The sequence below is a fragment of the Neomesorhizobium albiziae genome, from assembly GCF_900114255.1.
GTDB classification, from domain to species: Bacteria; Pseudomonadota; Alphaproteobacteria; order Rhizobiales; family Rhizobiaceae; genus Neomesorhizobium; species Neomesorhizobium albiziae.
Genome location: NZ_FOSL01000013.1, coordinates 1 through 23690 on the forward strand (window position 1 = coordinate 1; position 23690 = coordinate 23690).

Here is a 23690-nt window from a genome sequence, read left to right on the forward strand (position 1 = left end):
CAAACGCTGCTTGATGCGGTGATCGCGGGCATTGCGATGGACGCGGCGCGGCGCGAGGAAGCCCGGATCGTCAAGCGCAATGTCGACCGCCTCGAGACGCTGACGCCCCGCGAGCGCGAGGTGCTGCATGAAGTGGCGCATGGACGCCTCAACAAGCAGATCGCCTTCGACCTCGCCATCAGCGAAGTGACGGTCAAGCTGCATCGCGGCAATGTCATGCGCAAGATGGAGGCCGCCTCCATCGGCGAGTTGATACGGGCATGGGAAACGCTGCCCGAGCCGATGCGCGAGCCTGGCGCGGCGAAGGCTTCGGCTTGAACCATCCTCGCAGCCGTCTACAGCGCGTAGCGCCGAATGGGACTCGGCGGCCACGCTGCAGCTTGTTGTTTATGCGCGTCGTTTCTCCCGAAACCGAGGACACTTTCGGGCGACGCATCAGCGATCCCGCGGTCGCGCCAATCCCCGGATGGAATTGATCACGGGATAGGGTCATGGAGGCTCCGCGGCCGGCACCCGTCGAGGAAAAGACGCGCGCAGTACTGCGCCCGCCTCGCAATCTCGGACCGATCCGGTGGCGTGCGCAGGCCGAGCATGATGGCGCGCTGCGGCTCCATGATCATCATGCCTCTGAGCATGCCAACGGCAATCGTTGGATCATCCACCTCGATTTCCCCGTGCTCGTGTTGTCGTTTCAGCCATTCCTCCATGGTTTCGGTGGTGCGGCGGATGGCGATTTCGAAGAACGCTGCGGCGATCTCGGGAAAGCGATCGCTCTCCGCGAAGACGAGGCGGAGGTTCGAAACGGTGTCCGGGTCGAGGCTCAAGTTTCCGTAGGTGATGAGTATGTGCTCGAGGGCCTGCTCGATCGGCAGAGTATCGAGATGCTTCTCGTCCATCTCCAGCACGAAGCGCGATATCCGATCGGAGATGACGTTTTGGAACAGCTCGGCCTTGGTCGGGATCAGGCGGTACATCGTCTTCGTCGACACGCCCGCTCGCTCGGCCACGCGAACCATGCTGGAGCCCGCATAGCCATCGGCATGAAACTCCTCACGCGCCGCGGCGAGGATCAGTTGCCGCGTCTCTTCGTCGGGCCGGATCTGCGGACGTCCGCGAGAGCGTTTTATAACTTTGGTATTATGGACCATGTTCGTTTTCCAAATTCCATTGACAACCGTTTGTGGCACGACTATTTACGAAACTATCAGTTTTCCTAAATAGAGCAAGCCGGATTTCCGGCTCTCGCTGGACGAAAAGGGACGGCCATGAGCCAGCACCAGACAGTCTTCACAATGGAAAAGTCACTTCCGGCTGGTGAGGCGGCGCCTGGCATCGAAATGCCGCAAGACCCCGTCTCAGCCCCCCAGGTGCCTGCGGTGGTTGCCGATGCACCAAAGCCGGTTCGCAGGCGGTGGCTGCGTCCGCTGCTCTTCGCCAGCGTGGCTGTGGCTGCCCTGGCGGGCGCGGCCGACTTCGGCTGGAATTACTGGACGGCGGGTCGCTTCGAGGTGTCGACGGACGACGCCTATGTGAAGGCTGACAGCACCACCATCGCTCCGAAAGTCTCGGGTTATATCGCCACGGTGCTCGTCGGCGACAACGAAACCGTAAAGGCAGGGCAGATACTGGCCCGCATCGACGATCGCGATTTCAAGGTCAGCCTCGAGCAGGCCAAGGCCCAGGTGGAGGCAGCCGAAGCCAACATCGCCAACAAGCAGGCGGCCCTCGCCGCTCAGCAATCCGCAATCGACGCGGCCAAGGCGACTGTCGAAGCGGACAAGGCCGACGAAACCTTCGCCGAGCAGGACGACCAGCGTTATGCCAGGCTGGCGAAGAGCGGATACGGCACAGTTCAGAACGCGCAGCTGGCCGCCTCTCGCATCGCCGCCGCGCGTGCCGCGGTTACGCGGGACGTCGCAACGCTTGCCAATGCGACCCGGCAGCTCGACGTGATCAGGGCCGAACTCGCCCAGGCCGAGGCGGCGCTCGACAGCGCCAAGGCAGTTGAAGATCAGGCCGAATTGAACCTCTCCTACACCGCCCTCGTCGCCCCCATCGACGGCGTGATCGGCAACCGCACATTGCGGGTCGGCCAGTACGTCCAGGCGGGCACGCAACTGATGGCCGTGGTGCCAACCCACGCCGCCTACATTGTCGCCAACTACAAGGAGACCCAGCTCACCAAGGTGCGCACCGGACAGAAGGTGGAGATCGAAGTCGATACCTTCCCCGGCCAGGTCTTCCAGGGGCATGTCGACAGCATCTCGCCCGCCAGCGGCCAGGAGTTCGCGCTGCTGCCGCCGGACAACGCGACCGGCAACTTCACCAAGGTGGTGCAGCGCATCCCCGTGAAGATCGTGCTCGACGATGGCAGCCCGCTTTCGGTGGTGCTGCGGCCGGGCATGTCGGTCTACCCGACCATCGACACCAAGCAAGCAATGACCGAAGTCGCCTCGGCATCGGGGCGTGTCAACTGAGGCCGATCAGCCCCCTATCTCACCAGCCGAGGCCCGGCAGGAGAGTGCGATGTCCACCACAATGCAATCAGTTTCGCCTGGCTCTCCTGCCGCCCCTGCTGCGGCCGTCACTTCCGAGAGAGCCAGCGCCACCGCATGGATCGCAGTACTCGCCGGTATGATCGGCGCGTTCATGGCGATCCTCAACATCCAGATCACCAACGCGTCCCTGCTCGAGATCGAGGGCGGCATCGGCACCGGTGTCGACAACGGCGCCTGGATATCGACCTCATATCTCATCGGCGAGATCGTGGTGATCCCCCTCACCGATTATTTGAGCCGCGTCTTTTCGTTCCGGCGCTACATGCTGGCAAATGCCATCCTGTTCCCGCTCTTCTCCGCCGCCTGCTCCTTCGCCCATGACCTTGGGACGATGATCGTGCTGCGCGGCCTGCAGGGCTTCGCAGGCGGCGTGCTGATCCCGATGGCCTTCACCATGGTGCTGACCAAATTGCCGAAGGCGCAGCAGCCGTTCGGCCTGGCGCTCTTTGCGCTGTCGGTTACCTTCGCCCCCGCGATCGGCCCGACCATCGGCGGTTACCTGACCGAGAATTATGGCTGGCAGACCATCTTCTTCGTCAACACACCGCCCAGCATCGCGATGGTCATCGCACTCTACTTCACGCTGGAAAAGACGCCGATGCAGCTGTCGCTGCTCAGACAAGGCGACTGGGCCGGAATCGTCACCATGGCGATCGGGCTCTCCGCTCTGCAGACCGTGCTCGAGGAGGGCAACAAGGACGACTGGTTCCAGTCGCCGTTCATCGTCAAGCTCGCCCTGACGGCCGCCGTGTTCCTGATCGCCTTCGTGATCATCGAACTGACCGTCGAGAAGCCGCTCGTGCAGCTGCGCCTCCTGAAGCGCCGTAACTTCGGTATCGGCGTCCTGGTCAACGTGCTGGTCGGCGTTGCGCTGTTCGGCACGGTCTACATCCTGCCGCAGTATCTCGGGCAGGTGCAGCGCTATAACGCAGAGCAGATCGGGCTGGTGCTCGCGTGGACCGGCCTGCCGCAGCTGCTCATTATTCCGCTTGTTCCGCTGCTGATGAAGCGGTTTGATGCCCGCTACATCGGCTTTGTCGGCATCAGCATCTTCGCTGCGAGCTGTTTCATGAACATCACCCTTTCACTCGACAGCGCCGGCGACCAGTTCTTCGTGCCCAACATCGTGCGCGCCATCGGCCAGGCACTGGTGCTGACGCCGATTACCGTGATCACGACAGCCGGCATTGCCCCGAGCGAGGCAGCTGCCGCATCCGGGCTTACGAACATGCTGCGCAACCTCGGCGGTGCGGTCGGCACGGCTACGCTCGCGACGGTGCTGACCAAGCGCGAGCAGTTCCACTCGAACATCATTGGCCAGTCGGTCACAACCTTTCGGGATGAGGTACGCGACAGGATCAACGACCTGACGCAATATTTCATGACGCATGGCGTGACTGATCTTGCCGTTGCGCAGCACAAGGCGATCGCCGCAATCGGCGCGACCGTGCGCCGTCAGGCCCTCATCCTGGGCTTCAGCGACACCTTCGCCGTGATCGGCGTGGTGCTTGCGCTCGCCGCAGTGGCGCTGCTTTTCACCCGAAAGATTGAGGTCGGCGGTGCGGGTGCGGGCGCCCACTGAACTGCTGACCATCGAAACTGACCAAGCCAAGGAGGAAATGATGAGCAACGCCGCGTCCCCTCGCCTTTATCTGGACGAACTCCATGTCGGACAGCAGTTCAAAAGCGCGACCCATACGATTGACGAAGCACAGATCAAGGCGTTCGCGGCTCAATTCGACCCGCAGCCGTTCCATACTGACGAGGAAGCGGCCAGGGACACATTCTTCAAGGGCCTGGCGGCAAGCGGATGGCACACAGCCGCCATCACAATGCGTCTCAACGTGGAGTCCGGCTTGCCCTTGGCTGGTGGAATCATCGGGGCGGGAGGCGAGATCAACTGGCCGGCTCCGACGCGCCCTGGCGATACCCTGCACGTGGAAAGCGAGGTGATCGAGATCACGCCTTCGCGTTCGAAGCCCGACCGGGGCATCGCAGCCATTGTGAGCCGCACGGTCAATCAGCGCGACGAGGTTGTCCAGATCCTCAAGGCCAAGCTCGTCGTTTTGCGCAAAGCAGCAAACTGAGGCTCGCCACAGCGCTGCCAGCAGCCGCCAGCGTTACCATTCTCAACGTCCAAATCTATGGAGATAAAAATGAGCGATACTTCGACAGCCACAAAACCAGCGGTAGACCTGAAGCTGGAAGTCGTCATCATCCCTGTTGCAGATGTCGACCGCGCCAAGAAATTCTATGGCGGCCTGGGCTGGAGGCTCGACGCCGACTTCGTTAATGGCGAGGCGTTCCGGGTCGTCCAGTTCACGCCGCCTGGCTCTCCTGCCTCGATCCACTTCGGCAAGGGGCTGACGTCGGCAGCGCCGGGGTCGGCGCAGGGGCTCTATCTCATCGTTTCCGACATCGAGGCAGCACGCACCGAACTCATTTCTCAGGGCGCCGATGTCAGTGAAGTGTTCCACCGCACCGCCATCGGAGGACCCACGGTCAGCGGCCGTGATCCGGAACGGCGCACCTATAACTCGTTCGCAACCTTCAGCGATCCGGACGGCAACAGCTGGCTGTTGCAGGAAATCACCGCGCGACTGCCCGGGCGCGTGGAGGCGGGCGACACGACGTTCACCTCATCGACAGAACTCGAGGCCGCACTCATACGTGCCGCGACCGCGCACGGCGAACATGAGAAGCGCAATGGTGGCCAGCACGATGAGAACTGGCCCGCCTGGTACGCCCAGTACATCGTCGCCGAGCAGGCCGGCAAGACGCTCCCGCAGTAGGCAGCAACGGTAGGTTCGGCCCGAATTTGAAATGGCCACCGGTCTGCGCAGCTATCGCATGCACATACCCCGCCACCCGAGCATCGTGAACAAGCACTGCCGAGGCTCGGGTGGACCGCCCGCTGCAGGGACCAATCGTAAGTATCCACAACAGATCACTTAGATCGGAGGATATCATGTCAGCACTGTCGCTTACCCGGCGCGAATTGCTTGCTGCCACCACTGCAGCCGGCGCCGTCAGCCTGTTTCCACGAGCCCTGCGCGCGGCGGCCGGCCCCGAGGCAATCCACCCGTTCACCATTGATTTTCCTGACGCGGACCTCGCCGATCTGCACCGGCGCATCCAGGCGACCAAATGGCCGGACAAGGAACAGGTGCCGGATACAACGCAGGGCGTGCAACTCGCGACGATGCAGCAAATGGTGCAGCACTGGGCCAATCACGACTGGCGCAAGGTGGAGGCACGGCTTAACGCGGTGCCAAATTTCATCACCGAGATCGACGGGCTCGATATTCACTTCATTCATGTTCGTTCGAGGCATGACGACGCATTGCCGATGATCGTCACACATGGCTGGCCCGGCTCGATAATCGAGCAGCTTAAGATCATCGGTCCGCTGACCGACCCCGAGGCGTACGGCGGGACGGCGGCGGATGCCTTCCACCTCGTAATCCCATCGCTGCCAGGCTACGGCTTTTCCGGAAAACCGGCGGCGGTCGGCTGGAATCCTCCTCGCATCGCGAAAGCATGGGCGGTGTTGATGCAGCGCCTCGGCTACACGCGGTATGTGGCGCAGGGTGGCGACTGGGGCAATGCCGTCACCGAGTTTATGGCGGTACAGGAGCCGCCTGGATTGCTTGGCATCCACACCAACATGCCGGCGACGGTGCCGGCAGAGATTTCCAAAGCACTTGCAGCAGGCAGTCCGCCGCCCGCCGGGCTCTCACCCGACGAGAAACATGCCTGGGACCAGCTCGACTTCTTCTTCAAGAACGGCCTGGGCTACGCAATCGAGATGAACAACCGCCCGCAGACGCTGTACGCCCTCGCCGATTCGCCCGTAGGATTAGCGGCATGGATGATCGACCACGACGATCGCAGCCAGAAGCTGATCGCCCGCGCCTTCGCCGGCCGGACCGAGGGGCTGTCGAAGGACGATATCCTCGACAACGTCACACTCTACTGGCTCACCAATACCGCGATCTCGTCGGCGCGCCTCTACTGGGACAACGCGCACCATCCGACGGGCGGCTTCTTCGACCCTCGGGGCATCAAGATCCCGGTCGCGGTGAGCGCCTTCCCCGATGAGCTCTATCAGGCGCCCCGCAGTTGGGCGGAGAAGGCGTACGCCAAGCTCATTCACTACAACAAGCTCGACAAGGGCGGTCACTTCGCCGCCTGGGAGCAGCCTGAGATTTTCTCAGAAGAGCTTCGCACGGCATTCAGACCACTGCGATGAGGCGAGCCGTATCACTCTGGTCGAGCCTGCGTGGCTCGCAGGAGGTTGTCGCGCAGCCTTGCCACGGTCTGCTGCACCACCGGGAAGTCGTCTCCAAGCCCAGTCGCATCAAACAACGCCGCGCCGGGATTCATTTCAACCAGCTTGCGACCGGCGGGCGTCAGGCTCAGCCGCACCTGCCGTTCGTCGGCGGGATCGCGCTGGCGTCGGACATAGCCCATGGACTCCAGCTTTTTGAGGATGGGCGTCAGCGTGTTGGACTCCAGGAAGAGCTTTTCGCCGAGCGCCCCCACGGTCTGGTCGTCTGCGTCGGAAAGCGCCACCATCGCGATATATTGGGTGTAGGTCAGGCCGAGCTTGTCCAGGATCGGCTTGTAAGCCCGACCGAAGGCCAGATTCGCCGAATAGATCGCAAAGCACAGAAAGCTTGAAAGCTTGCCGCCGCTGCTGTCGGCCTGCTGAGAGAGCCCGGAATCATCAGGATATTTCGCTGTTTGGGTGGGCATAGGCACACATCCTATAGGGTTTGTGGTTCGTCCCTATATAAATCGTATGCGATTTAATCGCAATGGTATTGACATCGGTTCCAAGGGATATATATAGATCGCATCCGATTAAAACGGACGCGATATAAATCGAATGGAAAAAATTTCGCTATGACTGAGAAAGTTGTCTTTACCGGTAAGACCCACAACACTGGTGGCCGCGACGGCGGCACGCGCAGCAGCGACGGCCAACTGGACCTGCGGTTGTCGCAGCCGCACCCGGCCGCCGAAAACCTCTTCGGCGCTGCCTGGTCAGCCTGTTACATCGGCGCGATCGAGCTCGCCGCCGCACAAAGAAAGATCAAGCTCCCCGAGGGTCCCGCTGTCGACGCAGAAATCGATCTGAACGTCAACGACGGCTCCTATTTCCTGCGGGCGCGCCTCAACGTCAGCCTGCCGGGCATCGACCGAGATATTGCACACGAACTGATCCACGCGGCCCACGAGATCTGCCCCTATTCCAAGGCGACGCGCGGCAACATCGACGTTGCAACCAACCTGATCTGAACGAAATCAGGTCACCATTCGCGGGCGGCGCCAGGATGACGCCGCCCGGATCCATGCAAGCAATCTGCCCAATGGGCTACGCGATATCGCAGAGAAAGGCGGTCCTTGGCATCAGGCTTAGCGGCGAGATGGAACCTTATCTCGCAAGTCCGCGAAAGCAGATGGCAGCTCGGTTTAGGTGCCGGGAGGTCCCGGCGGCAGGCCAGCCTTTTTAAGATCGGCGACCTCTGCCTCCAAGATCTTGGGATCGCTGTAAAAATACGAGCTTGCCCAGGTGGCGCAGGTGAAGTCCGGACGCATCGCCAGCGCTGCTTTGACTTGTGCCCGGGCCTCGTCGAGCTTGTCGAGCCGAACCAGGTTGATGGCTCTGAGAAGTGGCACGTCGACCCAGTCTGCGGCATCCTCAAGACTGGCCAGCGCTTTCTCCTCCTCGCCGAGTACCGTGTAAGTCCAGCCACGCCTGTAGTTGTAGACGGCCTCTTGACCAGGCTCCCTCTTCGCAGCGTCTTCGATCCATTCGAGACCTTTTTGCGGCTGTCCATTTTCAACGAATGTCGCGGCAACATTACCGAGCATGAAGGCGTCGTATGGAGCAAGCTGACGTGCCGTCTCCGCCTCCCGAAGGGCAGCTTCCGGATGTCCTTGCGCAGAAAGTGCACGCGCCAGAAGGAAGTGTCCCAGCCGGCGGACATGGGGCGAGACGGAATCGCCTTCCAACCCTTCCCGTGCCAGTTCAACGGCGCGGTCGACGTCGTGCTTCACATCGTTGCTCCAGAAATTGAAGACGTTCTGGAAGTGATACCAGCCAAGCTTGATCTTCAGCAGACCGGAGCCCGGAAACTTCGCCAAACCCTCCCGCCAGATCGCCTCCGCCTTGTCATTGTCGGCTCTCGACTGAGCGTTCATGAAGACGTCGTGGCCGCGAAGGTAATAGTCGTACTCTCCGAGCTTGGTCACGTCCTTTCCCCAGGCATCGCGATACTGCGCCTGCTTGATCTGCCCCATCTCGCCTGTCAAAGAGCTGATGATCTTGCCGGTGACCTCGTCCTGCAGCCCCCAAGGGTCGGCGCCCGCCTTGTCGAAGCGCTCCGCCCACACATGTTCGCCCGATTTGCTGTCGATCAACTGGGCGACGATGCGCACCATGTCGGCATCCTTGCGGACGCTGCCTTCGAGCACGTAGTCGACGTTGAGATCTTTGCCGATCTGGCGCACGTCGGTGGCCTTGCCCTTGTAGGCGAAGGACGAGTTGCGGGCGACCACCGAGAGATCGGGGGAGCGCGCAAGCATCGAAATGATGTCTTCGCTCACCCCGTCACTGAAATAGCCGAAGCCGGGATCGCCGCTCATATTGTCGAACGCGAGCACGGCTATCTTGGGAACTCCGGTCCCGGCAACCGGCAAGTCGCGTTGCTGCCGGCCGAGATAGAACCAGCCCGCGGCAAGAACGACCGCGGCAAGCGCAGCGGCCGCCGCGATCCAGCGCAACGAACCCCAGTGGCGCCGAGACAGCAAGCTCTTGGCCGGTGGCGGATCAGCCAACCTGATGCGGAAGACCGGCACAGGCTCGGCAATATTCTTGACCCGCTGCTCGCCCATCGATTCGAAGCCAAACGCGAGCTTCTTCTCCACTTCCTTGGCGACCTTGCCTGACACGTAGATGCCGCCAGGTTCGGCGATCTGCTCCAGTCGAGTGGCGATGTTGACGCCCTCGCCGTAGCGGTCGTCGCCCTCGACGATCACTTCCCCGAGATTGATGCCGATACGAACCTCGATACCCTCAGGTTCCGGGACCGCAGCATTGCGCTCGGCGAGGCCTCGCTGCAACGCCACCGCGCATTCGACCGCATCCACCACGCTGGAGAATTCGGCGAGCAGGCCGTCTCCCATCAGCTTGAAGATACGGCCATGGTGACGGGCGATTTCCGGCTCGAAAAGCTCTTTGCGGCCCCTTTTCAGGCGCTCGAACGTGCCTTGTTCGTCCCGCTCCATGTGGGCGGAATAGCCAACAACGTCTGCTGCGAGAATGGCGGCAAGCTTACGATCCATGGTCTCCCCCATGAGGATCGCTTTGTCTAAATATATTAGCACGCCTCTAATAAGCAGTCATCCGGCCTAGGGGACGCCTGTGAAGGACTGCCTAGCGGTTCTCAGGCTTAGAACCGCACCACCATTCCGAGAATCGGGCCCTGTTGCACGACATCGAAGACAAATCCATCGTTGCTGTAGTCGACGCCCAAGGCCCGGTACCCTGCCACCGCCGAAATCTTGTCGTTGAACCGGTAGCCGATCGCTCCGGCGACGTCCCAGTCGAGGTCGGCTTCGCCGCCACCAACGAGGCCCCATCCGGTCAAATAGACCTTTGGCGTGATCGCATAATTTCCGCGAAGTCCCGCCATGGCATCGACCCACGTCGCGCCATCGCTCACCGACACGCCATCCAGAACACCGCCGCTGAAGGAGATGTCGTTGTCGACCGACCACACCCTGGCGCCACCGACGACTTCAAGACGTGCGGCTTCGGTGTCGATCAACGCGTAGCCTGCGCCGATCAAACCCGCAAACGTCTCCGACGACACCGTTGCGCTGGACGCTAGAATGCCTCGGGGGGTGCCGGCGGAGCCCGATATCTTTGAGTACATGATGTCGCCGAAGATGCTGTAGCGGCCGTAGCGCGCTTCGGTGATCGCCATCGCGGCGAAGTCCAGGTGGTCGAAGATGTTGCTGAAGCTCGCGTCGATATCGACCGGCGGCAGTCCGAACTGTCCGACTTCCCCGGATAGTCCCGCTGCCCAGAAGTAAGGGGCGACCGAAAAGGTCCAGCCCGCTTCGGTAACGATTTGCTGGGGCTCCGGCGTCACCGGCGTATAGACGTCTGCGGCTGTCGCGCCGTCGGCAAGCATGAGAATTCCGGCACATGTCGCCGCGCATACCAAACCGAGTTTCATCACATTCCCCTCCAGCAGCTCAAGTTTTGTCTGGATTTCCCTCGTCGTGCTCTAGATTTTGACCGCGGTACGGCACATCAATTCCTCAAGCTTACTTCTTCGGTATCCGCGTGGACAGCCTTTTGCTTGTCCGGCACGTCTGCAGACTACCGGTCGCACACGCTCCCCGCCACTGTCCTTATGGGCATTCCAATCGTTGCTGACTGTGTTTTCACTTGTCCGACGGGCACAGTCATACCAGCGATGGCCGTTATGTTGTCGCCGAGTTGACGTGCGGTGGCACCCATCTTGAAGATTGTCCCCGCGGAAGAGACCTCTGCTCATCCCGCTTTTTTTGAAGCTGCCTTCGTCAGGCGTCGCCCACTTCCACCTGTAAAACTCACCGTTGCAAAATGGGTGAGAAGGTAGCTTGCAAGGTCAAGCTCGCTCAGCGGCTTCGCAAAGTAGTAGCCCTGAAGCTGGGTGCACGCGATCTTGCGGAGAAACTCGGCCTGCGTCTGGGTTTCCACCCCCTCGGCTGTGATATGCATGCGCAGGGTTTTCCCGAGAGATGCAATCGAGCGGAGGATATCTCGCGCCACCGCATCCTCTGTCAAAGCCGCGACGAAGGATTTGTCGATCTTGATCTTGTCGAACGGAAATTTGAGCAAATACGACAAGCTCGAGTAACCGGTGCCAAAATCGTCCATGGCAACAGTGACACCCAGCGCTTTGAGGTCGGTCAGCTTGGCAAGCACCTCGTCCGGGCATTCGATCAGGAGACTTTCTGTGATCTCCAGCTCCAGACGGCTCGGGGAAAGACCGGACTGCGCCAGCGCATCGCGGACGACTGCCGCGATATCGGACGCCTCAAAATGCTTGGCCGAGAGATTGACTGCAACGAGAAGTTCATTGGGCCAACGGCTTGCCGCCATGCAGGCCTCGCGGATGGTCCAATCGCCGATCTCGCGAATGACACCAATCTGTTCGGCGATCGTGATAAATTCCGCTGGCTGTACCATGCCGCGGATAGGGTGGTTCCAACGGATCAACGCCTCGAAGCCACTCGGCTTGTTATCGTCGGCGGAGACCAGTGGCTGGTAGTGAAGCACAAATTCGCCGGCTTTCAGCGCTTCCCGCAACTCGACTTCGAGCATCCGGCGCTCCCGCGCCTCCGCGTCCATCTGAATTTCGAAGAACCGATAAACGCCACGGCCATCGGCCTTGGCCCGGTAAAGGGCGAGATCCGCATTGCGCAGGATCTGATCCGGGCGAGTGCCATTCTTCGGCGCCATCGCGATACCGACCGAAACTCCAATTGAAACTGTCTCGCCGTCGAAGTCGTAGGGTTCGCTTACAGCATCAATGAGCCGAAGAGCCAACGCCGCTGCGTCCTGCGCCCCGCAGTGGCTTGTGACAATGATGGCAAACTCGTCACCGCCCAAGCGCGCGGCAAAATCCGTCTCTCGCAACTGAGCGTGGATGCGCTGGCCCACCTGAATGAGCAGCTTATCGCCGGCCAAGTGGCCGCGGCTGTCATTGACTGACTTGAACTGATCCAGGTCGAGATAGAAGACCGAAAACGGGCAGCCATAGCGCTCCAGGCGAGCCACGCAGTGCTTCAGATGCTCGGTGAATTTCGCGCGGTTTGAAAGGCCGGTCAGAGCGTCGTGGTGTGCGAGAAAGTTGATGCGCCGCTCGGCGTTCTTTTCCGCCGTGATGTCGGAGGCTGTTCCGATGTAGCCTACATATTGGTCCGCCTCGTCGAAGGCCGGCTTGCCTGTCAGCCGCCACCAGCGCTGCTCTCCGCCGTGCTTGATGGTCGCCTCGATCCCCTGAAAAGTCATTCGCCTGGCAATGTGCCGCTCGAGTTCGGCGGCCAGCAATTCACCGTCATTGCACTTTCTGCGGAAGAAATCACAGAAGCCCTCCCCCGAAAGCTCCTCCGCCTGACAGCCGGCAGCCGCCGCAAAGCGTGCGGAAGGCCGCACGATGCGCCCATCGCTATCCAGCTCCCACAGCCAGTCACCGGAGTTTTCTTCGAACTCCTTCAAGAGCAAACTGATGATGTTGCCCTGCTCCCTGACCCGAGACTCGGTGAAGAGGTGCCGGACGACTTTCCTGACGAGACCCGCGCTCGTCATTGCTGCTATGGATGAGCAAGTCAGAAGGAGCACGACAAGGACATTGGCTTCGGCGGCGTTGTCCAACATCGAAGCCGCCCACAGCGCCCCGCCCAGCACGGGTAGCCCCAGAGCGAGCGCAGCCTGCGGGAAAATGGCAAGGGCGAAGCACGACGCAGCGAGAACACCGACGACCGCTATCTCCACGGTCAGCTTCAGAGCGGCTTCCGCTCCAGGCAACAGAAGGATCGGCAGGATCCCCCAAAACAGGCCCTGGACAAGCGCGGCCAAAGCCACAACACGAGCGGAATCCGCCAAGGCGGCCCACGCGCCGGAATCCTTGCGCGATCCCAACCACACCGCCATGCAGAAAAACTGCACCGCGTGCAGCCCCGCAGCCCAAATTATCACGAAATGGAAAACCTGCGTCCCGGCCGTGAGCGCCAGAAGCAGAAACGAGGTGATTACCGCTCCCGCAGCCAGGATCGGCATCGTTTGCACGAGCGAGTGAATTTGCTCTTTTTTGAACTGCGCCCTGAGGACCGGGCCCAGATGATGCGCGCCGACCAGCTTATCTATAGGCGCGCTCAATGACCAGAAGAAGTGACTAATACGCACGCTCACCCCCGCCTTAACCCCAAAGCGAAAATAGGCGCAAGTGCTTAACGTTCCGTGTTTTGCGTGCAGTACTTTCAGAAAATACTTGAAAGCGCCAAAGAAGTCATAGACCCATCTTCACTAAACCAATGGTTGCACCATAGAAAAATTTACACCTGCGCTCCATTGGATTTGGCGCAAATCGCTAGTTATACGCCGTAGCTTCATTGTAATACTCCGATTGTGTCGTCGTCTAAGAAGTCTTCCCCCAGTATCCGTTACGTAAAATAAACCAAGGAGCTTAAAGGGATGTTCAAGCCTTTTCGCCATGTTTTGAGAGCGCGACATGACCGCGCCGGGTTTCGGGGGAAACAATGAACAACGCGAATAGCAAGATATCGCATGAAGGTGAGCGGGTGCCACAGGCAGCCCTCGTCGGAAGTGTAAGAGATTTTCGCACGCCGGCGGGAACGGACCTGCTCGGCCGTGTCGCGGGTTTCTTCGACTGGCAGGAAGTTCGTCGTCGGCACAATCTATGGCCCTACGCGAAATCGACGGCCACGGCCCCAACGACCCGTTGCCTGGCACGAACCGATTCCGGCCTGGAAATTTCCGGCGTCAATTTCGCCTCGCAGGATTATCTGAGCCTTTCGTCCCATCCTGCGATCAAACAGGCGGCGATCGACGCGATCTCGGAATACGGCGTCCATAGCGCTGGATCGGCGGCGCTGCTCGGCAACACGCGGCACTCGCTGAAACTGGAAGAGGCCATCTCGGACTTCGTCGGGGGGCGCGAAGTGGTGCTCTATCCCACCGGATGGTCAGCGGGATTTGCTTCAGTCCAGGGCCTGGTCAGGCCAAACGATCACGTCGTGCTCGACGTCCTGGCGCATTCCTGTCTACAGGAAGGCGCGCGGGCAGCCACGCAAAACATCCATTTTCATGGCCACCTCAACGTCGAGAGCCTTGCACGCCGGCTCGAACGGATCCGCGCCAATGATGCGGTAAATGGTATCCTTGTCGTGACGGAAAGCCTGTTTTCCATGCATTCCGACACGCCAGACATCGGCGCCATGAAAGCGATTTGCGATCTCTACGATGCGAAGCTTCTGGTCGATTGCGCCCATGATTTCGGATGCATAGGAGAGGACGGCCTCGGTCACCTCGGCCTGCAAGACATGCTGGACAAGGTCGATATCGTTGTGGGGAGTTTCTCCAAGACCTTCGCGTCGAACGGCGGCTTCATCGCAGTGAAGACCCGAGCCGTTGCGGAATACCTCAAATATTTTAGTGCGACCCAGACCTTCTCGAACGCATTGTCTCCGGTCCAGGCGGCGTCCGTCCTGACGGCCTTGGAGATCGTCCGTTCCGAGGAAGGAAAACAGCGCCGGCGCGCCCTCATGGACAACATCCTCTATGTGCGGGCCGAGATGTCGAAGGCCGGACTGGAGACGCTTGGCGACCCTTCGGCAATCGTACCCGTCCGGGTGGGCGCGGAGGGACTTGCCCGCATCGCGTCGCGCGAACTCGCCTCGCTCGGGGCGATCGCCAATCTTGTCGAATATCCGGCTGTCCCGCAGGGCGGAGCACGTTTTCGTGTGCAGGTCATGGCCGACCACAAGCGCGATGACATCGATTTGCTTGTGGGCGCCATGCAAACGGCGATGCGCAATGCGGATCTCGAATTCCGCTCCTATCGCGAAACCGGGTCGGAGGCTGCGCAAACGGCGCCGCAACGGCTGGAAATGACGTCGGACGCGGCCTAGGGAAAATTGCAATGGAAAGGATAGTAATCCCGCCCAGGCTCCTCGCCGTTGACGATGACCCGTCCTCCGCAGAACTCGTGGTGCGAGTGGCTGAACGTTGCGGATATGAGGCTTTCGCCACTTCCGATTCGCGGGGCGTCGTCAACCTGGTCGATGCGCTGAAGCCCGATCTTCTGGCCGTCGACATCTGCATGCCGAACATCGATGCGGCAAGACTGTTCGAGCTTCTTGCGGCGTCAGGTTACGGCGGGCGCATTCTGATCGTCAGCGGACAAGATCATGCCGTCCTGGCTGAAACCCGTGCAAAGGCCGAGTCACTCGGACTTTCCGTGCCCTATGTCCAGCAGAAACCGCTGGATTTTCACAAACTGAGGGCAATGCTTGCGGCGCGAGGCGTCCGGCCAGAAGCATAAGGACTCTCGGCTGTCCCCTTCCCGATCCGCACCCTTGGCCGACGCCGCCCGGGGGATTGTGGGGCGGCCGCGGCCCCGGGCCTACGCGCCATATTATCGAGGGGCCGCACCGGGTCGACAGACTTTGGGTCAGACCGCCGGCTGCAAGCATCTGGCGGCCTGACTCAAAGGCGTTCGCGATCAATTACAAGAATGACGAAAAGCTCCGGACCGGCTTTGCGTCGGGTTATTCAGGCCGGAGCTTTCGGATCGCCGCGATGCCGCCAGGCTGTCCTCGGCGAACCCGGTGCGCCGTAGCTCTGGCATTCCACGCGAACGCCGCGCGTGATCGCATTGACCCTGCGACAAGCATCAAAATCTTGAGCCGTCACCCATTGTGGCCTTTCACACTGCCTGAGGCAGGTTGGAAACGCCCTTGCTGGTTTGCTGCTGTCTGTGCAACTTGGCGCTGGCCAGAACCCCTGTGAGCTTGCGGCCGTCGAGGGGCTTTGCCACAAAACCGTCGGCGCCGTTGTCGATCGCCGCCTTCCTGTCTTCCAGTATGCTGGTGATAACAATTGGAATGGCGGCCGTGGCGGGATCGGCACGCAGGCTGCGAAGCACCTGCCAGCCGTCGATTCCTGGCATGAGGATGTCCAGCAATATCGCCGACGGGCGGACAGTTCTCGCAAGCTGCAGCGCGGCTTCCGGTGCATCCGTGGCGATCGGACTATAACCTTCCTTCACCAGCAGACGTTCAGCCAGTTGGAGAAATTCGCGGTCGTCGTCAACAATCAGTATCTTGCCCTGCACGCCGTGCTGGGTGGAGGCGCCAGACAATCCAGCAAAGCCGCTTTTGCGCTCCTTGGCTTCGGCGTTGGCTGCAATCATGGACTGTCGGTCTTCGTTATTTGGCAAAGCGGCAGTCGTGACCGGCACATGAATGGTGAAACAGGAACCACGCCCCAACTCGCTGTCCACCGTAATTAGGCCGCCCATCAGCCGGCAGAGGTTCTGGCTCAGCGACAGGCCAAGTCCCGTTCCGCCAAACTTTGCCGCGATCGCCGGGCTCGCCTGCGAGAAGTTGGTGAACAAATTGGCCTGCTGCTCCTGGCTGATTCCGAGGCCCGAATCCTCCACGCCGATCCTCAACCACGGTTTTCCATCCACATCCACCTGATCGACCGAAAGCGTGATATGGCCGTTGTTCGTGAACTTGGCGGCGTTACTCAGAAGATTGAGCACAGCTTGGCGAAGCTTTGTCGCATCAACGTGAACCGCGCCCAGACTTTCGCCACGGTGGACGGAGAAGATATTGGTGTTCTTGGCGGCGAGCGGCCGGCCTGTGAATTCCACTTCGTCAATAAACTTGTCGAGATCGACCACCTCCTGGTGGAGATCCATTCTTCCTGCTTCGATTTTTGAAATGTCCAGTATGTCGTTGACCATGGCCAGCAGGTGCTTTCCTGCCGCGCTGATCTTTTGCAGGTCGGCGATCTGTTCCCCGCGACCGTCGAGTTCGGCATCCTCCAGCATTATCTCACTGTAGCCAAGGACAGCGTTGAGCGGTGTTCTGAGCTCATGGCTCATCTTGGCCAGGAAATCCGATTTCGCGCCGTTGGCCCGTTCCGCTTCATCCTTGGCTTCGGTCAGCATCAGCATCGTCTCACGGTGCCGGTCGATTTCCCTCAGGAGTTCCGACTGCGAATCCACGACGCGCGTGTAGTAGCTCGCCATGAAGAACACATAGGTGGTCGCGCAGAAGGCAGAGATTATCCCCACTCCGACCATCTCATGAATCGGGATATGGGAGGGGAAACTGTTTTCCTGAAGGAACGCCAGATAGAACGCACCCAACCCGACCGCGGTCTGCGTAAAGATCACGGCGCGCGTCAGCAGGCTCGAGCCGAGATAGAAAAAGGCCAGCAGCGGAACAACCAGAAGCCACATCAGGAACGGCGAACTTGCACCGCCGTAGTGATACGACCCCCAGAGGATCGCGAAGCTCAGATTGAGCACGGATGTTATTGCCAGCCACGTATAGTGGCGGGCAAGTGGCCGCACAGCGAACGGAAATACCCAGAAAGCGAAAATCGACAGCGCCAGGATATGGACATGCGGCCACGGATTCTGGTCGTTCAGAAAAAGAAACAGCGGGATCGGAAAGCCAAGAAACGGTCCGAAGAGATGGCTGATGAGGAACATCCGCACGCGCTTCTTGACATGCGGATCGACCTTCAACGCGTCAGGCGTGAACCAGTCCAAAGCTGCTTCAAGTCGCCTTAGCAGTCCCATTGCCCCGTCCCCCGACAGCTTGGTCCCGATCTTGTCGGATAGTATTTTAGAACTCGTTAAGCTCGTAATAGGCGTGAAAGCGACATGGACATTGCCGTTCTATTTGAAGCTCGAGCCAAGCCCGCGAGGCGTCGAGAGGCCCGGCGCAACAAATGTACCAGCGGCGTATGACATCTACTTGCAGGGACTGGAGTTACGAGCATCGTGACGCGCCGGAAGCATGCGCACGCCTCCGCATGGAACCTTAGGATGCCATGGCAGTTTGTCTCGGCAACCAAGGAACTGGCCATGACCAAGAAAATCAACGCCCCACCGCCGAAACCCGGCCCGAAGAGAAAGCCTGCACGCGGTCGCGATGCACAAGCGTCGCCGGAACCTGAGCATATCGATCCGCCGCCGCGAGACGTGCGCGAGGCGCCGACTCCAAACCCGGACGATGCGAGAAATTAGATAGCTGCCAGCGGTGGTGCCTTGATACGCCTACCCGCGTGGCCGCAGTCAGACGTCAGGCAACACAGGGTTAGCCTCAGCGCTTGCGCAGCCCGTCGACGAAGATGTCGACCAGGCGAAGCGCAGTCGGCTGCCAGTCAGCCGTTCCCTGCGAATAGAAAATGCCGACAAGGGTCCGCAGAAGATCCTCCGGTGCGATATCGGCGCGTAGCTTGCCCTCCGCGACCCCGCGATGGAGCAGCAGTCCGATCGCATTTGTCAGTCGCTCGAACGAGTAGGCCTTCAACTCGGTGGAACCGTGCGCGACGAGTTGGAATGCCTCGATCATACCCTTCTTGGTCGCCACGAGGCGAACGTTGGCATGCAGCCATTTTCGCAACGCCTCGACCGGGTCGGGGTCGCGGGCGAGCTCTTCCGCGAGTTCGCCGAGGTGATCCACCTCGTGGCGGTAGACCGCTTCGAACAAATCCTCGCGCGTGGGGAAATGGCGATAGAGCGTGCCGATGCCGACACCCGCCTGCCGTGCGACGGCATCCAGGCTCGCTTGAGGGCCGCCTGCGCTGAAGACATGCGCCGCCGCCTCAAGCAGGAGTTCGCGGTTGCGGATGGAATCCGCACGTGGTTTGCGCCTTGCCTTTACGGTCTCAGTTCCCATTTTTTCCAAACAGGGCTCGTCCCCCCTTGATAAACGGAGGCATCCTCCGTATAACTAGCATGCAGGCCGGGAAAACGCACCAAGGCACGCATTCCCGGTCAGGGCAGTCGGACGGTCATTTCGGAACCCTCCCGGCGCCCGCATCTTCTGCCGCAGACTGCGGCTTCGATCCATACATCACAATCACTGAATGGAGTACTTTGATGTCGCTCTCCATTACTCTCACCGTCAATGGACAGTCGCGCATAATCGCGCTCGACGATCCGCGCGTGATGCTGCTCGACCTGTTGCGCGAGCGGCTCGACCTGCCGGGAACCAAAAAGGGGTGCGACCGGGGCCAGTGCGGTGCCTGCACCGTGCTCGTCGACGGACGACGCGTCAATTCATGCCTCGCGCTGGCCGCTAGCCTCGATGGGGCGACAGTCACCACAATCGAGGGACTTGCCGAGGGCGAGATGCTGCATCCGGTCCAGGCGGCCTTCATCGCCCATGATGGCTTGCAATGCGGCTACTGCACGCCGGGCCAGATCATGAGCGCTGTCGGTCTGATCGCGGAAGGCCATGCCGGGGATGATGCCGAGCGCATCCGCGAGCTGATGAGCGGCAATATCTGCCGCTGCGGCGCCTATCAGGGCATCACCGAAGCGGTGCTTGAAGCGCAAAGAACGCTCGCCGACAGAAATGATGCCGAGCGCAACAGGAAGGATGCGGCATGAACCGGTTCGACTACATTCGCCCGGCCAGCATTCCCGAAGCGGTCGCGGCAGCGGCCGAGCAGGGCTCGGCCTATCTTGCCGCAGGCACCAACCTGCTCGACCTGATGAAGGGTGGCGCGGCGCGGCCGCAGCGGCTCGTCGATATAACGCGGCTGCCGGGCCTCGACCGCATCGAATGGCAGCCTGACGGCGGCGTTCGTGTCGGCGCCATGGTTCGCAATGCGGACCTGGCCTATGACGAGCGCTTCGCCGGAACCTTCCCGGCGGTCGCGGAAGCGCTGCTGTCGGGTGCTTCCGCGCAACTTCGCAACGCGGCGACCGTCGGCGGCAATCTGATGCAGCGCACGCGCTGCGCCTATTTCCACGATCTCGCGAGCGCCTGCAACCGGCGGGCGCCAGGCTCCGGCTGTGACGCGTTGGGCGGCGAGAGCCGCCTGCACGCGGTTCTCGGGTGGAGCGAGCACTGCATCGCCACCCACCCGTCCGATTTCTGCGTGCCGTTGACGGCGCTGGACGCGGTGGTCGAGGTGGAAGGCCCGCATGGCCGCCGGGAAATTGCGGTGGATGCGCTGCACATGCTGCCCGGCGCGACGCCGGAGCAGGAGACGTCGCTCTTGCCTGGCGAACTGATCGTGGCGCTGAGGCTCCCGGCGGAAGCCGCGGCCTTCTCGCGCAATGCCCGCTACTTGAAGCTGCGCGAGCGCACATCCTATGCCTTTGCAGTCGTCTCCGCGGCGGCAGCGCTCAAGATCGAAGGCGGTGCGATCCGCGCGGCGCGTATCGCGCTTGGCGGCGTCGCTGCCAAGCCGTGGCGCGCGCGTGACGCTGAGGTTTCCCTCGTAAGCCTGCCGGCCAGTCCCGAGGCATTCATCCACGCCGCCAACCTGGCCCTCGCCGAGGCTCGGCCGTCCGGCGACAACGCTTTCAAGATCGAACTGGCGCGCCGCATTGTCGTCCGCGCCCTGACGCTTGCCCTTGAGGGGACGCCGGAGACCATGCCTGCGCTGCCGGCTTCGCCCCTCTCCATGAACCCTGGAGTAAACCATGTTGCATGAGACCGTTTTGCGCCAACATGCCCGGCATGGTTCGAATGCCGGCCAGCCGCTGACGCGCCGCGACGGTGTGCTCAAGGTCACCGGCCGTGCGACCTATGCCGCCGACAACCATCCAGAAGGCATGCTTTATGCGGTGACCGCCGTCAGCCGCATCGCACGCGGCCGTGTGACCGCGCTCGACGTCGACGCCGCCAGGGCGCATCCCGGCGTCGTCGAGGTGATCACGCCAGCCAACCGGCCGCCGCTGGCTCACGATCCCGACGAGAAGATGCCGCCCTTCGGCTTCCGGGTGGAGGTACTGCAGGATGATAGCGTGCGCTACGTGAACCAGCCGATCGCGCTGGTCGTCGCCGAAACGCTGGAGGCAGCAACGGAAGGCGCTGCCCTGCTCAATCCGCAATATGAAGCCGAGAGTGCCCGCACAGGTCCGCACAACGGCGAACACTTCGCGCCGCCGGCAATCGGTGTCGGCGCGCCGCCGCGGACCGCGCATGGCGATGTCGAGGCCGGCCTTGCCGCTGCCGCGCGCGTGACGGAGGCGGAATACGTCACGCCGCCGCAATACCACAACGCGATGGAGCCGCACGCGGTCGTCGCCCAGTGGGACGGCGACCGGCTTACCCTGGATATGCCCAACCAGGCGCTGGCGCTGAGCTGTGCGTCCTATGCGGCCTATTTCGGCATTCCGGTCGAAAACGTGGTGATCCGTTCGCCCTTCCTGGGCGGCGGCTTCGGCTCGAAGGCGATCCTCAATGGGCCTCACATCCTGGCGATCGTCGCCGCACGCATGCTCAACAGGCCGGTGAAGCTGGCGCTTACGAGGACACAGATGTACGGCCCGGTCGGTCATCGCGGCCGCACCTGGCAGAAGCTGCGCATCGGTACGGACAGCGATGGCCGCCTCACGGCGCTTCACCATCATGCACTTTGCGCCACATCGAGCTTCGACGAATTCATCGAGCCGGCCGCCAACGCGTCGCTGCCGCTCTATGCCAGCCCCGCCATCCTTTCCGAGCACGAGGCCCTCCGGCTCGACATCGGCACGCCCGGGCCGATGCGCGCGCCCGGCGAGGCGTCCGGATCGGCGGCACTCGAAGTCGCGATGGACGAAGCGGCGGAGGCCTGCGGCATGGACCCGCTCGCGTTCCGGCAGGCGAACTATGCGGAAACCGAGCCGGGAACCGGCAGGCCGTTTTCGTCCAAGGCACTGCGAGAGTGCTACACCGAAGGGGCCAAGCGCTTCGGCTGGTCCCGCCGACCGCTTGCGCCGCGCACAATGCGAGACGAAAACGGCTTGCTGGTCGGCTGGGGCATGGGTACTGCGGTGTTCCACTGCCCCCATTTCCCGGCGCAAGCACGCGCCACATTGCGTGCCGATGGCTCTGCATTGGTCGAAACTGCGGGCGCCGACATGGGACAAGGCGCGTGGACCGCGCTCGCCCAGATCGCTGCTGAAGCGCTTGGCCTTGAACCGGATCAGGTGGAACTTCGCTCGGGCATTTCGACACTTCCGGACGGCGGCATTGCCGGAGGCTCCGGCCATACGGCAAGTGCTGGACTGGCGCTCCACAATGCGGGAGATGACGCGATAGCCAGACTTGCCGAGATTGCGGTGGCCGATCCGGCGTCGCCGCTGTTCGGCGCCGGCAACATCGGCGTTGTGGCCCGCAACGGACGGCTTCACCGCCGCGATGACGAAGGACGCAGCGAAAGCTATTCCGACATTCTGGCGCGCGCGGACCGCAGCGAGGTCATTGGCACCGCGAAGGCCGCCCGCGACCCGGCGGTCGCTGAAGCCCATGCGATGTTTTCGCACGGCGCCGTCTTTGCCGAGGTGAAGGTCGACCCCGACCTCGGCCAGGTGCGCGTGAGCCGCCTTGTCGGCGCCTTCGCTGCCGGCCGCATCATCAATCCCCGTCTTGTGCGCAGCCAGTATTTCGGCGGCATGATCTGGGGCCTATCGTTCGCGCTGCAGGAGGAGGCGATCACCGACCGAAGGACCGGGCGGATCATGAATGCCGATCTTGCCGAGTATCATGTGCCGGTCAACGCAGACGTGCCCTCCCTCGATGCAATCCTGGTGCCGGAGGACGATCTTTACGTCAATCCGCTCGGCGTGAAAGGGGTCGGCGAGATCGGCATCACCGGCACCGTGGGTGCGATCGCCAATGCGGTCTGGCATGCGACCGGGGTGCGCGTCCGGCGCTTCCCGATCCGGATCGAAGATCTGCTCGTCAACTAGTCAGCAAGAGTGCCCCGCATTCGGGAACCAAGGCCATCCCTCAGTGGGGTGGCCTTGCGTCAAAGCGGCGTGTGTGCACCAACTCCCTCAAGCTAACGCCCTTTCGCCATGCCGGCGCCGAACGGTGCATAAGCGCCTTAAGGGCGGCCCTCGGTCCAACTAAGCAGACTTCTGATTTGGAAGGAGAAACGCATGGTGCTGCCAGAGAGGATTGAACTCTCGACCTCTCCCTTACCAAGGGAGTGCTCTACCACTGAGCTACGGCAGCTAAAAGCGAGTGCGGGCGCCTTCTGCCATATCAATCCGGCATGCGCAAGCGATGTGTGCACAATGATTGAAACTTGCGGCAATCGCCATCGGACAGCCACAATAAGGCATAGTTTGCATCTGCATCGGCAATTATCTCGCGGGGGATCGCAGGCGATGGCCAAAAAAGTCGCGGAGAAGGATGGGAAAGACGACTTGCGCAAGGCCCGGCTGGCCGAGGAACTGCGCGCCAACCTACAGAAACGCAAAGCGCAATCGCGCTCGCGGCGCACGGGTGACGCCGACAGCAGACCGGAAGGCATCGCGGCCAGCGCCAAGAACTCGAAAGACTGATTCCCGCTGC

General features: G+C 61.5%; 21 protein-coding genes and 1 tRNA gene. 14 read left to right on the forward strand and 8 right to left on the reverse strand.

Annotated elements, in window-relative coordinates:
• Positions 1-318, forward strand: a 318-nt coding sequence (locus F3H98_RS19160) for a response regulator transcription factor (RefSeq protein WP_244621794.1), incomplete at its 5' end; no start/stop codon positions are given.
• A 158-nt stretch (positions 319-476) separates the two neighbouring features.
• Here the strand turns inward: F3H98_RS19160 and F3H98_RS19165 are convergent.
• Positions 477-1148: a TetR/AcrR family transcriptional regulator gene (locus F3H98_RS19165; protein WP_149761955.1), complete on the reverse strand. Its 672-nt coding sequence runs from the start codon at positions 1146-1148 to the stop codon at positions 477-479.
• A gap of 117 nt (positions 1149-1265) precedes the next feature.
• On the opposite strand from F3H98_RS19165, the gene F3H98_RS19170 reads away from it, so the two are divergent.
• The 5 genes from F3H98_RS19170 (at position 1266) to F3H98_RS19190 (ending at position 6810) form a co-directional block, all read left to right on the forward strand.
• Positions 1266-2477: an HlyD family secretion protein gene (locus F3H98_RS19170; RefSeq protein WP_149761956.1), complete on the forward strand. Its 1212-nt coding sequence runs from the start codon at positions 1266-1268 to the stop codon at positions 2475-2477.
• Between the two features lie 61 nt (positions 2478-2538).
• A complete protein-coding gene (locus tag F3H98_RS19175; protein WP_425294858.1) occupies positions 2539-4140 on the forward strand; it encodes a DHA2 family efflux MFS transporter permease subunit in 1602 nt (533 codons plus the stop codon).
• 40 nt (positions 4141-4180) lie between these two features.
• Positions 4181-4645 carry a MaoC family dehydratase gene (locus F3H98_RS19180; protein WP_149762082.1) on the forward strand — a complete coding sequence of 155 codons (465 nt, stop codon included), beginning with the start codon at positions 4181-4183 and terminating at the stop codon, positions 4643-4645.
• 69 nt (positions 4646-4714) lie between these two features.
• Positions 4715-5350, forward strand: a complete 636-nt coding sequence (locus tag F3H98_RS19185) for a VOC family protein (protein WP_188130470.1) — start codon at positions 4715-4717, stop codon at positions 5348-5350.
• A gap of 176 nt (positions 5351-5526) precedes the next feature.
• On the forward strand, positions 5527-6810 hold the full coding sequence (locus F3H98_RS19190; RefSeq protein ID WP_149761959.1) for an epoxide hydrolase family protein: 1284 nt from the start codon (positions 5527-5529) through the stop codon (positions 6808-6810).
• Positions 6811-6821: 11 nt separating this feature from the next.
• Here the strand turns inward: F3H98_RS19190 and F3H98_RS19195 are convergent, their stop codons facing one another.
• Positions 6822-7316, reverse strand: coding sequence for a MarR family winged helix-turn-helix transcriptional regulator (locus F3H98_RS19195; protein WP_149761960.1), 495 nt, complete (start codon positions 7314-7316; stop codon positions 6822-6824).
• Positions 7317-7466: 150 nt separating this feature from the next.
• Between F3H98_RS19195 and F3H98_RS19200 the strand changes: the two genes are divergently transcribed.
• Positions 7467-7862: an Ohr family peroxiredoxin gene (locus F3H98_RS19200; protein WP_149761961.1), complete on the forward strand. Its 396-nt coding sequence runs from the start codon at positions 7467-7469 to the stop codon at positions 7860-7862.
• A 174-nt stretch (positions 7863-8036) separates the two neighbouring features.
• Here F3H98_RS19200 and F3H98_RS19205 read toward each other — a convergent pair whose 3' ends face one another.
• The 3 genes from F3H98_RS19205 to F3H98_RS19215 form a co-directional block, all read right to left on the reverse strand.
• On the reverse strand, positions 8037-9911 hold the full coding sequence (locus F3H98_RS19205) for an adenylate/guanylate cyclase domain-containing protein (RefSeq protein ID WP_149761962.1): 1875 nt from the start codon (positions 9909-9911) through the stop codon (positions 8037-8039).
• A 107-nt stretch (positions 9912-10018) separates the two neighbouring features.
• Positions 10019-10810, reverse strand: a complete 792-nt coding sequence (locus F3H98_RS19210) for a hypothetical protein (RefSeq protein ID WP_149761963.1) — start codon at positions 10808-10810, stop codon at positions 10019-10021.
• A gap of 320 nt (positions 10811-11130) precedes the next feature.
• On the reverse strand, positions 11131-13536 hold the full coding sequence (locus tag F3H98_RS19215) for a putative bifunctional diguanylate cyclase/phosphodiesterase (protein WP_149761964.1): 2406 nt from the start codon (positions 13534-13536) through the stop codon (positions 11131-11133).
• 347 nt (positions 13537-13883) lie between these two features.
• Here F3H98_RS19215 and F3H98_RS19220 point away from each other — a divergent pair, with 347 nt between their 5' ends.
• Positions 13884-15275: an aminotransferase class I/II-fold pyridoxal phosphate-dependent enzyme gene (locus F3H98_RS19220; RefSeq protein WP_149761965.1), complete on the forward strand. Its 1392-nt coding sequence runs from the start codon at positions 13884-13886 to the stop codon at positions 15273-15275.
• Between the two features lie 11 nt (positions 15276-15286).
• Positions 15287-15688 (forward strand): response regulator, encoded by a 402-nt coding sequence (locus F3H98_RS19225; protein WP_149761966.1) that lies wholly within the window; start codon positions 15287-15289, stop codon positions 15686-15688.
• 384 nt (positions 15689-16072) lie between these two features.
• On the opposite strand, the gene F3H98_RS19230 is transcribed toward F3H98_RS19225, so the two are convergent.
• On the reverse strand, positions 16073-17962 hold the full coding sequence (locus tag F3H98_RS19230; RefSeq protein ID WP_149761967.1) for an ATP-binding response regulator: 1890 nt from the start codon (positions 17960-17962) through the stop codon (positions 16073-16075).
• Positions 17963-18250: 288 nt separating this feature from the next.
• On the opposite strand from F3H98_RS19230, the gene F3H98_RS31140 reads away from it, so the two are divergent.
• Complete coding sequence (locus F3H98_RS31140) at positions 18251-18412, forward strand: hypothetical protein (RefSeq protein WP_188130472.1); 162 nt, start codon at positions 18251-18253, stop codon at positions 18410-18412.
• Positions 18413-18488: 76 nt separating this feature from the next.
• Here F3H98_RS31140 and F3H98_RS19235 read toward each other — a convergent pair whose 3' ends face one another.
• Positions 18489-19067: a TetR/AcrR family transcriptional regulator gene (locus F3H98_RS19235; RefSeq protein WP_149761968.1), complete on the reverse strand. Its 579-nt coding sequence runs from the start codon at positions 19065-19067 to the stop codon at positions 18489-18491.
• A 203-nt stretch (positions 19068-19270) separates the two neighbouring features.
• On the opposite strand from F3H98_RS19235, the gene F3H98_RS19240 reads away from it, so the two are divergent.
• From F3H98_RS19240 to F3H98_RS19250, 3 genes are read left to right on the forward strand one after another with little or no spacing between them, the layout of a single operon-like run.
• Positions 19271-19783 (forward strand): (2Fe-2S)-binding protein, encoded by a 513-nt coding sequence (locus tag F3H98_RS19240; protein ID WP_149761969.1) that lies wholly within the window; start codon positions 19271-19273, stop codon positions 19781-19783.
• Positions 19780-20838 (forward strand): FAD binding domain-containing protein, encoded by a 1059-nt coding sequence (locus tag F3H98_RS19245; RefSeq protein WP_149761970.1) that lies wholly within the window; start codon positions 19780-19782, stop codon positions 20836-20838. The genes F3H98_RS19240 and F3H98_RS19245 overlap by 4 nt, the downstream gene beginning before the upstream one ends.
• Positions 20828-23080 (forward strand): xanthine dehydrogenase family protein molybdopterin-binding subunit, encoded by a 2253-nt coding sequence (locus F3H98_RS19250; protein ID WP_149761971.1) that lies wholly within the window; start codon positions 20828-20830, stop codon positions 23078-23080. The genes F3H98_RS19245 and F3H98_RS19250 overlap by 11 nt, the downstream gene beginning before the upstream one ends.
• 193 nt (positions 23081-23273) lie before the next feature.
• Here F3H98_RS19250 and F3H98_RS19255 read toward each other — a convergent pair.
• Positions 23274-23348: transfer RNA gene (locus F3H98_RS19255), tRNA-Thr, on the reverse strand.
• Positions 23349-23503: 155 nt separating this feature from the next.
• Between F3H98_RS19255 and F3H98_RS31145 the strand changes: the two genes are divergently transcribed.
• Positions 23504-23680 carry a hypothetical protein gene (locus tag F3H98_RS31145; protein ID WP_188130473.1) on the forward strand — a complete coding sequence of 59 codons (177 nt, stop codon included), beginning with the start codon at positions 23504-23506 and terminating at the stop codon, positions 23678-23680.
• Positions 23681-23690 lie beyond the last annotated feature (10 nt).

Bases quoted from the DNA above. Each gene is read 5' to 3' on its own strand.
- F3H98_RS19165 (WP_149761955.1), bottom strand. From the start codon at position 1,148: ATGGTCCATAATACCAAAGTTATAAAACGCTCTCGCGGACGTCCGCAG.
- F3H98_RS19170 (WP_149761956.1), top strand. From the start codon at position 1,266: ATGAGCCAGCACCAGACAGTCTTCACAATGGAAAAGTCACTTCCGGCT.
- F3H98_RS19175 (WP_425294858.1), top strand. From the start codon at position 2,539: ATGCAATCAGTTTCGCCTGGCTCTCCTGCCGCCCCTGCTGCGGCCGTC.
- F3H98_RS19180 (WP_149762082.1), top strand. From the start codon at position 4,181: ATGAGCAACGCCGCGTCCCCTCGCCTTTATCTGGACGAACTCCATGTC.
- F3H98_RS19185 (WP_188130470.1), top strand. From the start codon at position 4,715: ATGAGCGATACTTCGACAGCCACAAAACCAGCGGTAGACCTGAAGCTG.
- F3H98_RS19190 (WP_149761959.1), top strand. From the start codon at position 5,527: ATGTCAGCACTGTCGCTTACCCGGCGCGAATTGCTTGCTGCCACCACT.
- F3H98_RS19195 (WP_149761960.1), bottom strand. From the start codon at position 7,316: ATGCCCACCCAAACAGCGAAATATCCTGATGATTCCGGGCTCTCTCAG.
- F3H98_RS19200 (WP_149761961.1), top strand. From the start codon at position 7,467: ATGACTGAGAAAGTTGTCTTTACCGGTAAGACCCACAACACTGGTGGC.
- F3H98_RS19205 (WP_149761962.1), bottom strand. From the start codon at position 9,911: ATGGATCGTAAGCTTGCCGCCATTCTCGCAGCAGACGTTGTTGGCTAT.
- F3H98_RS19210 (WP_149761963.1), bottom strand. From the start codon at position 10,810: ATGAAACTCGGTTTGGTATGCGCGGCGACATGTGCCGGAATTCTCATG.
- F3H98_RS19220 (WP_149761965.1), top strand. From the start codon at position 13,884: ATGAACAACGCGAATAGCAAGATATCGCATGAAGGTGAGCGGGTGCCA.
- F3H98_RS19225 (WP_149761966.1), top strand. From the start codon at position 15,287: ATGGAAAGGATAGTAATCCCGCCCAGGCTCCTCGCCGTTGACGATGAC.
- F3H98_RS19230 (WP_149761967.1), bottom strand. From the start codon at position 17,962: ATGGGACTGCTAAGGCGACTTGAAGCAGCTTTGGACTGGTTCACGCCT.
- F3H98_RS31140 (WP_188130472.1), top strand. From the start codon at position 18,251: ATGACCAAGAAAATCAACGCCCCACCGCCGAAACCCGGCCCGAAGAGA.
- F3H98_RS19235 (WP_149761968.1), bottom strand. From the start codon at position 19,067: ATGGGAACTGAGACCGTAAAGGCAAGGCGCAAACCACGTGCGGATTCC.
- F3H98_RS19240 (WP_149761969.1), top strand. From the start codon at position 19,271: ATGTCGCTCTCCATTACTCTCACCGTCAATGGACAGTCGCGCATAATC.
- F3H98_RS19245 (WP_149761970.1), top strand. From the start codon at position 19,780: ATGAACCGGTTCGACTACATTCGCCCGGCCAGCATTCCCGAAGCGGTC.
- F3H98_RS19250 (WP_149761971.1), top strand. From the start codon at position 20,828: ATGTTGCATGAGACCGTTTTGCGCCAACATGCCCGGCATGGTTCGAAT.
- F3H98_RS31145 (WP_188130473.1), top strand. From the start codon at position 23,504: ATGGCCAAAAAAGTCGCGGAGAAGGATGGGAAAGACGACTTGCGCAAG.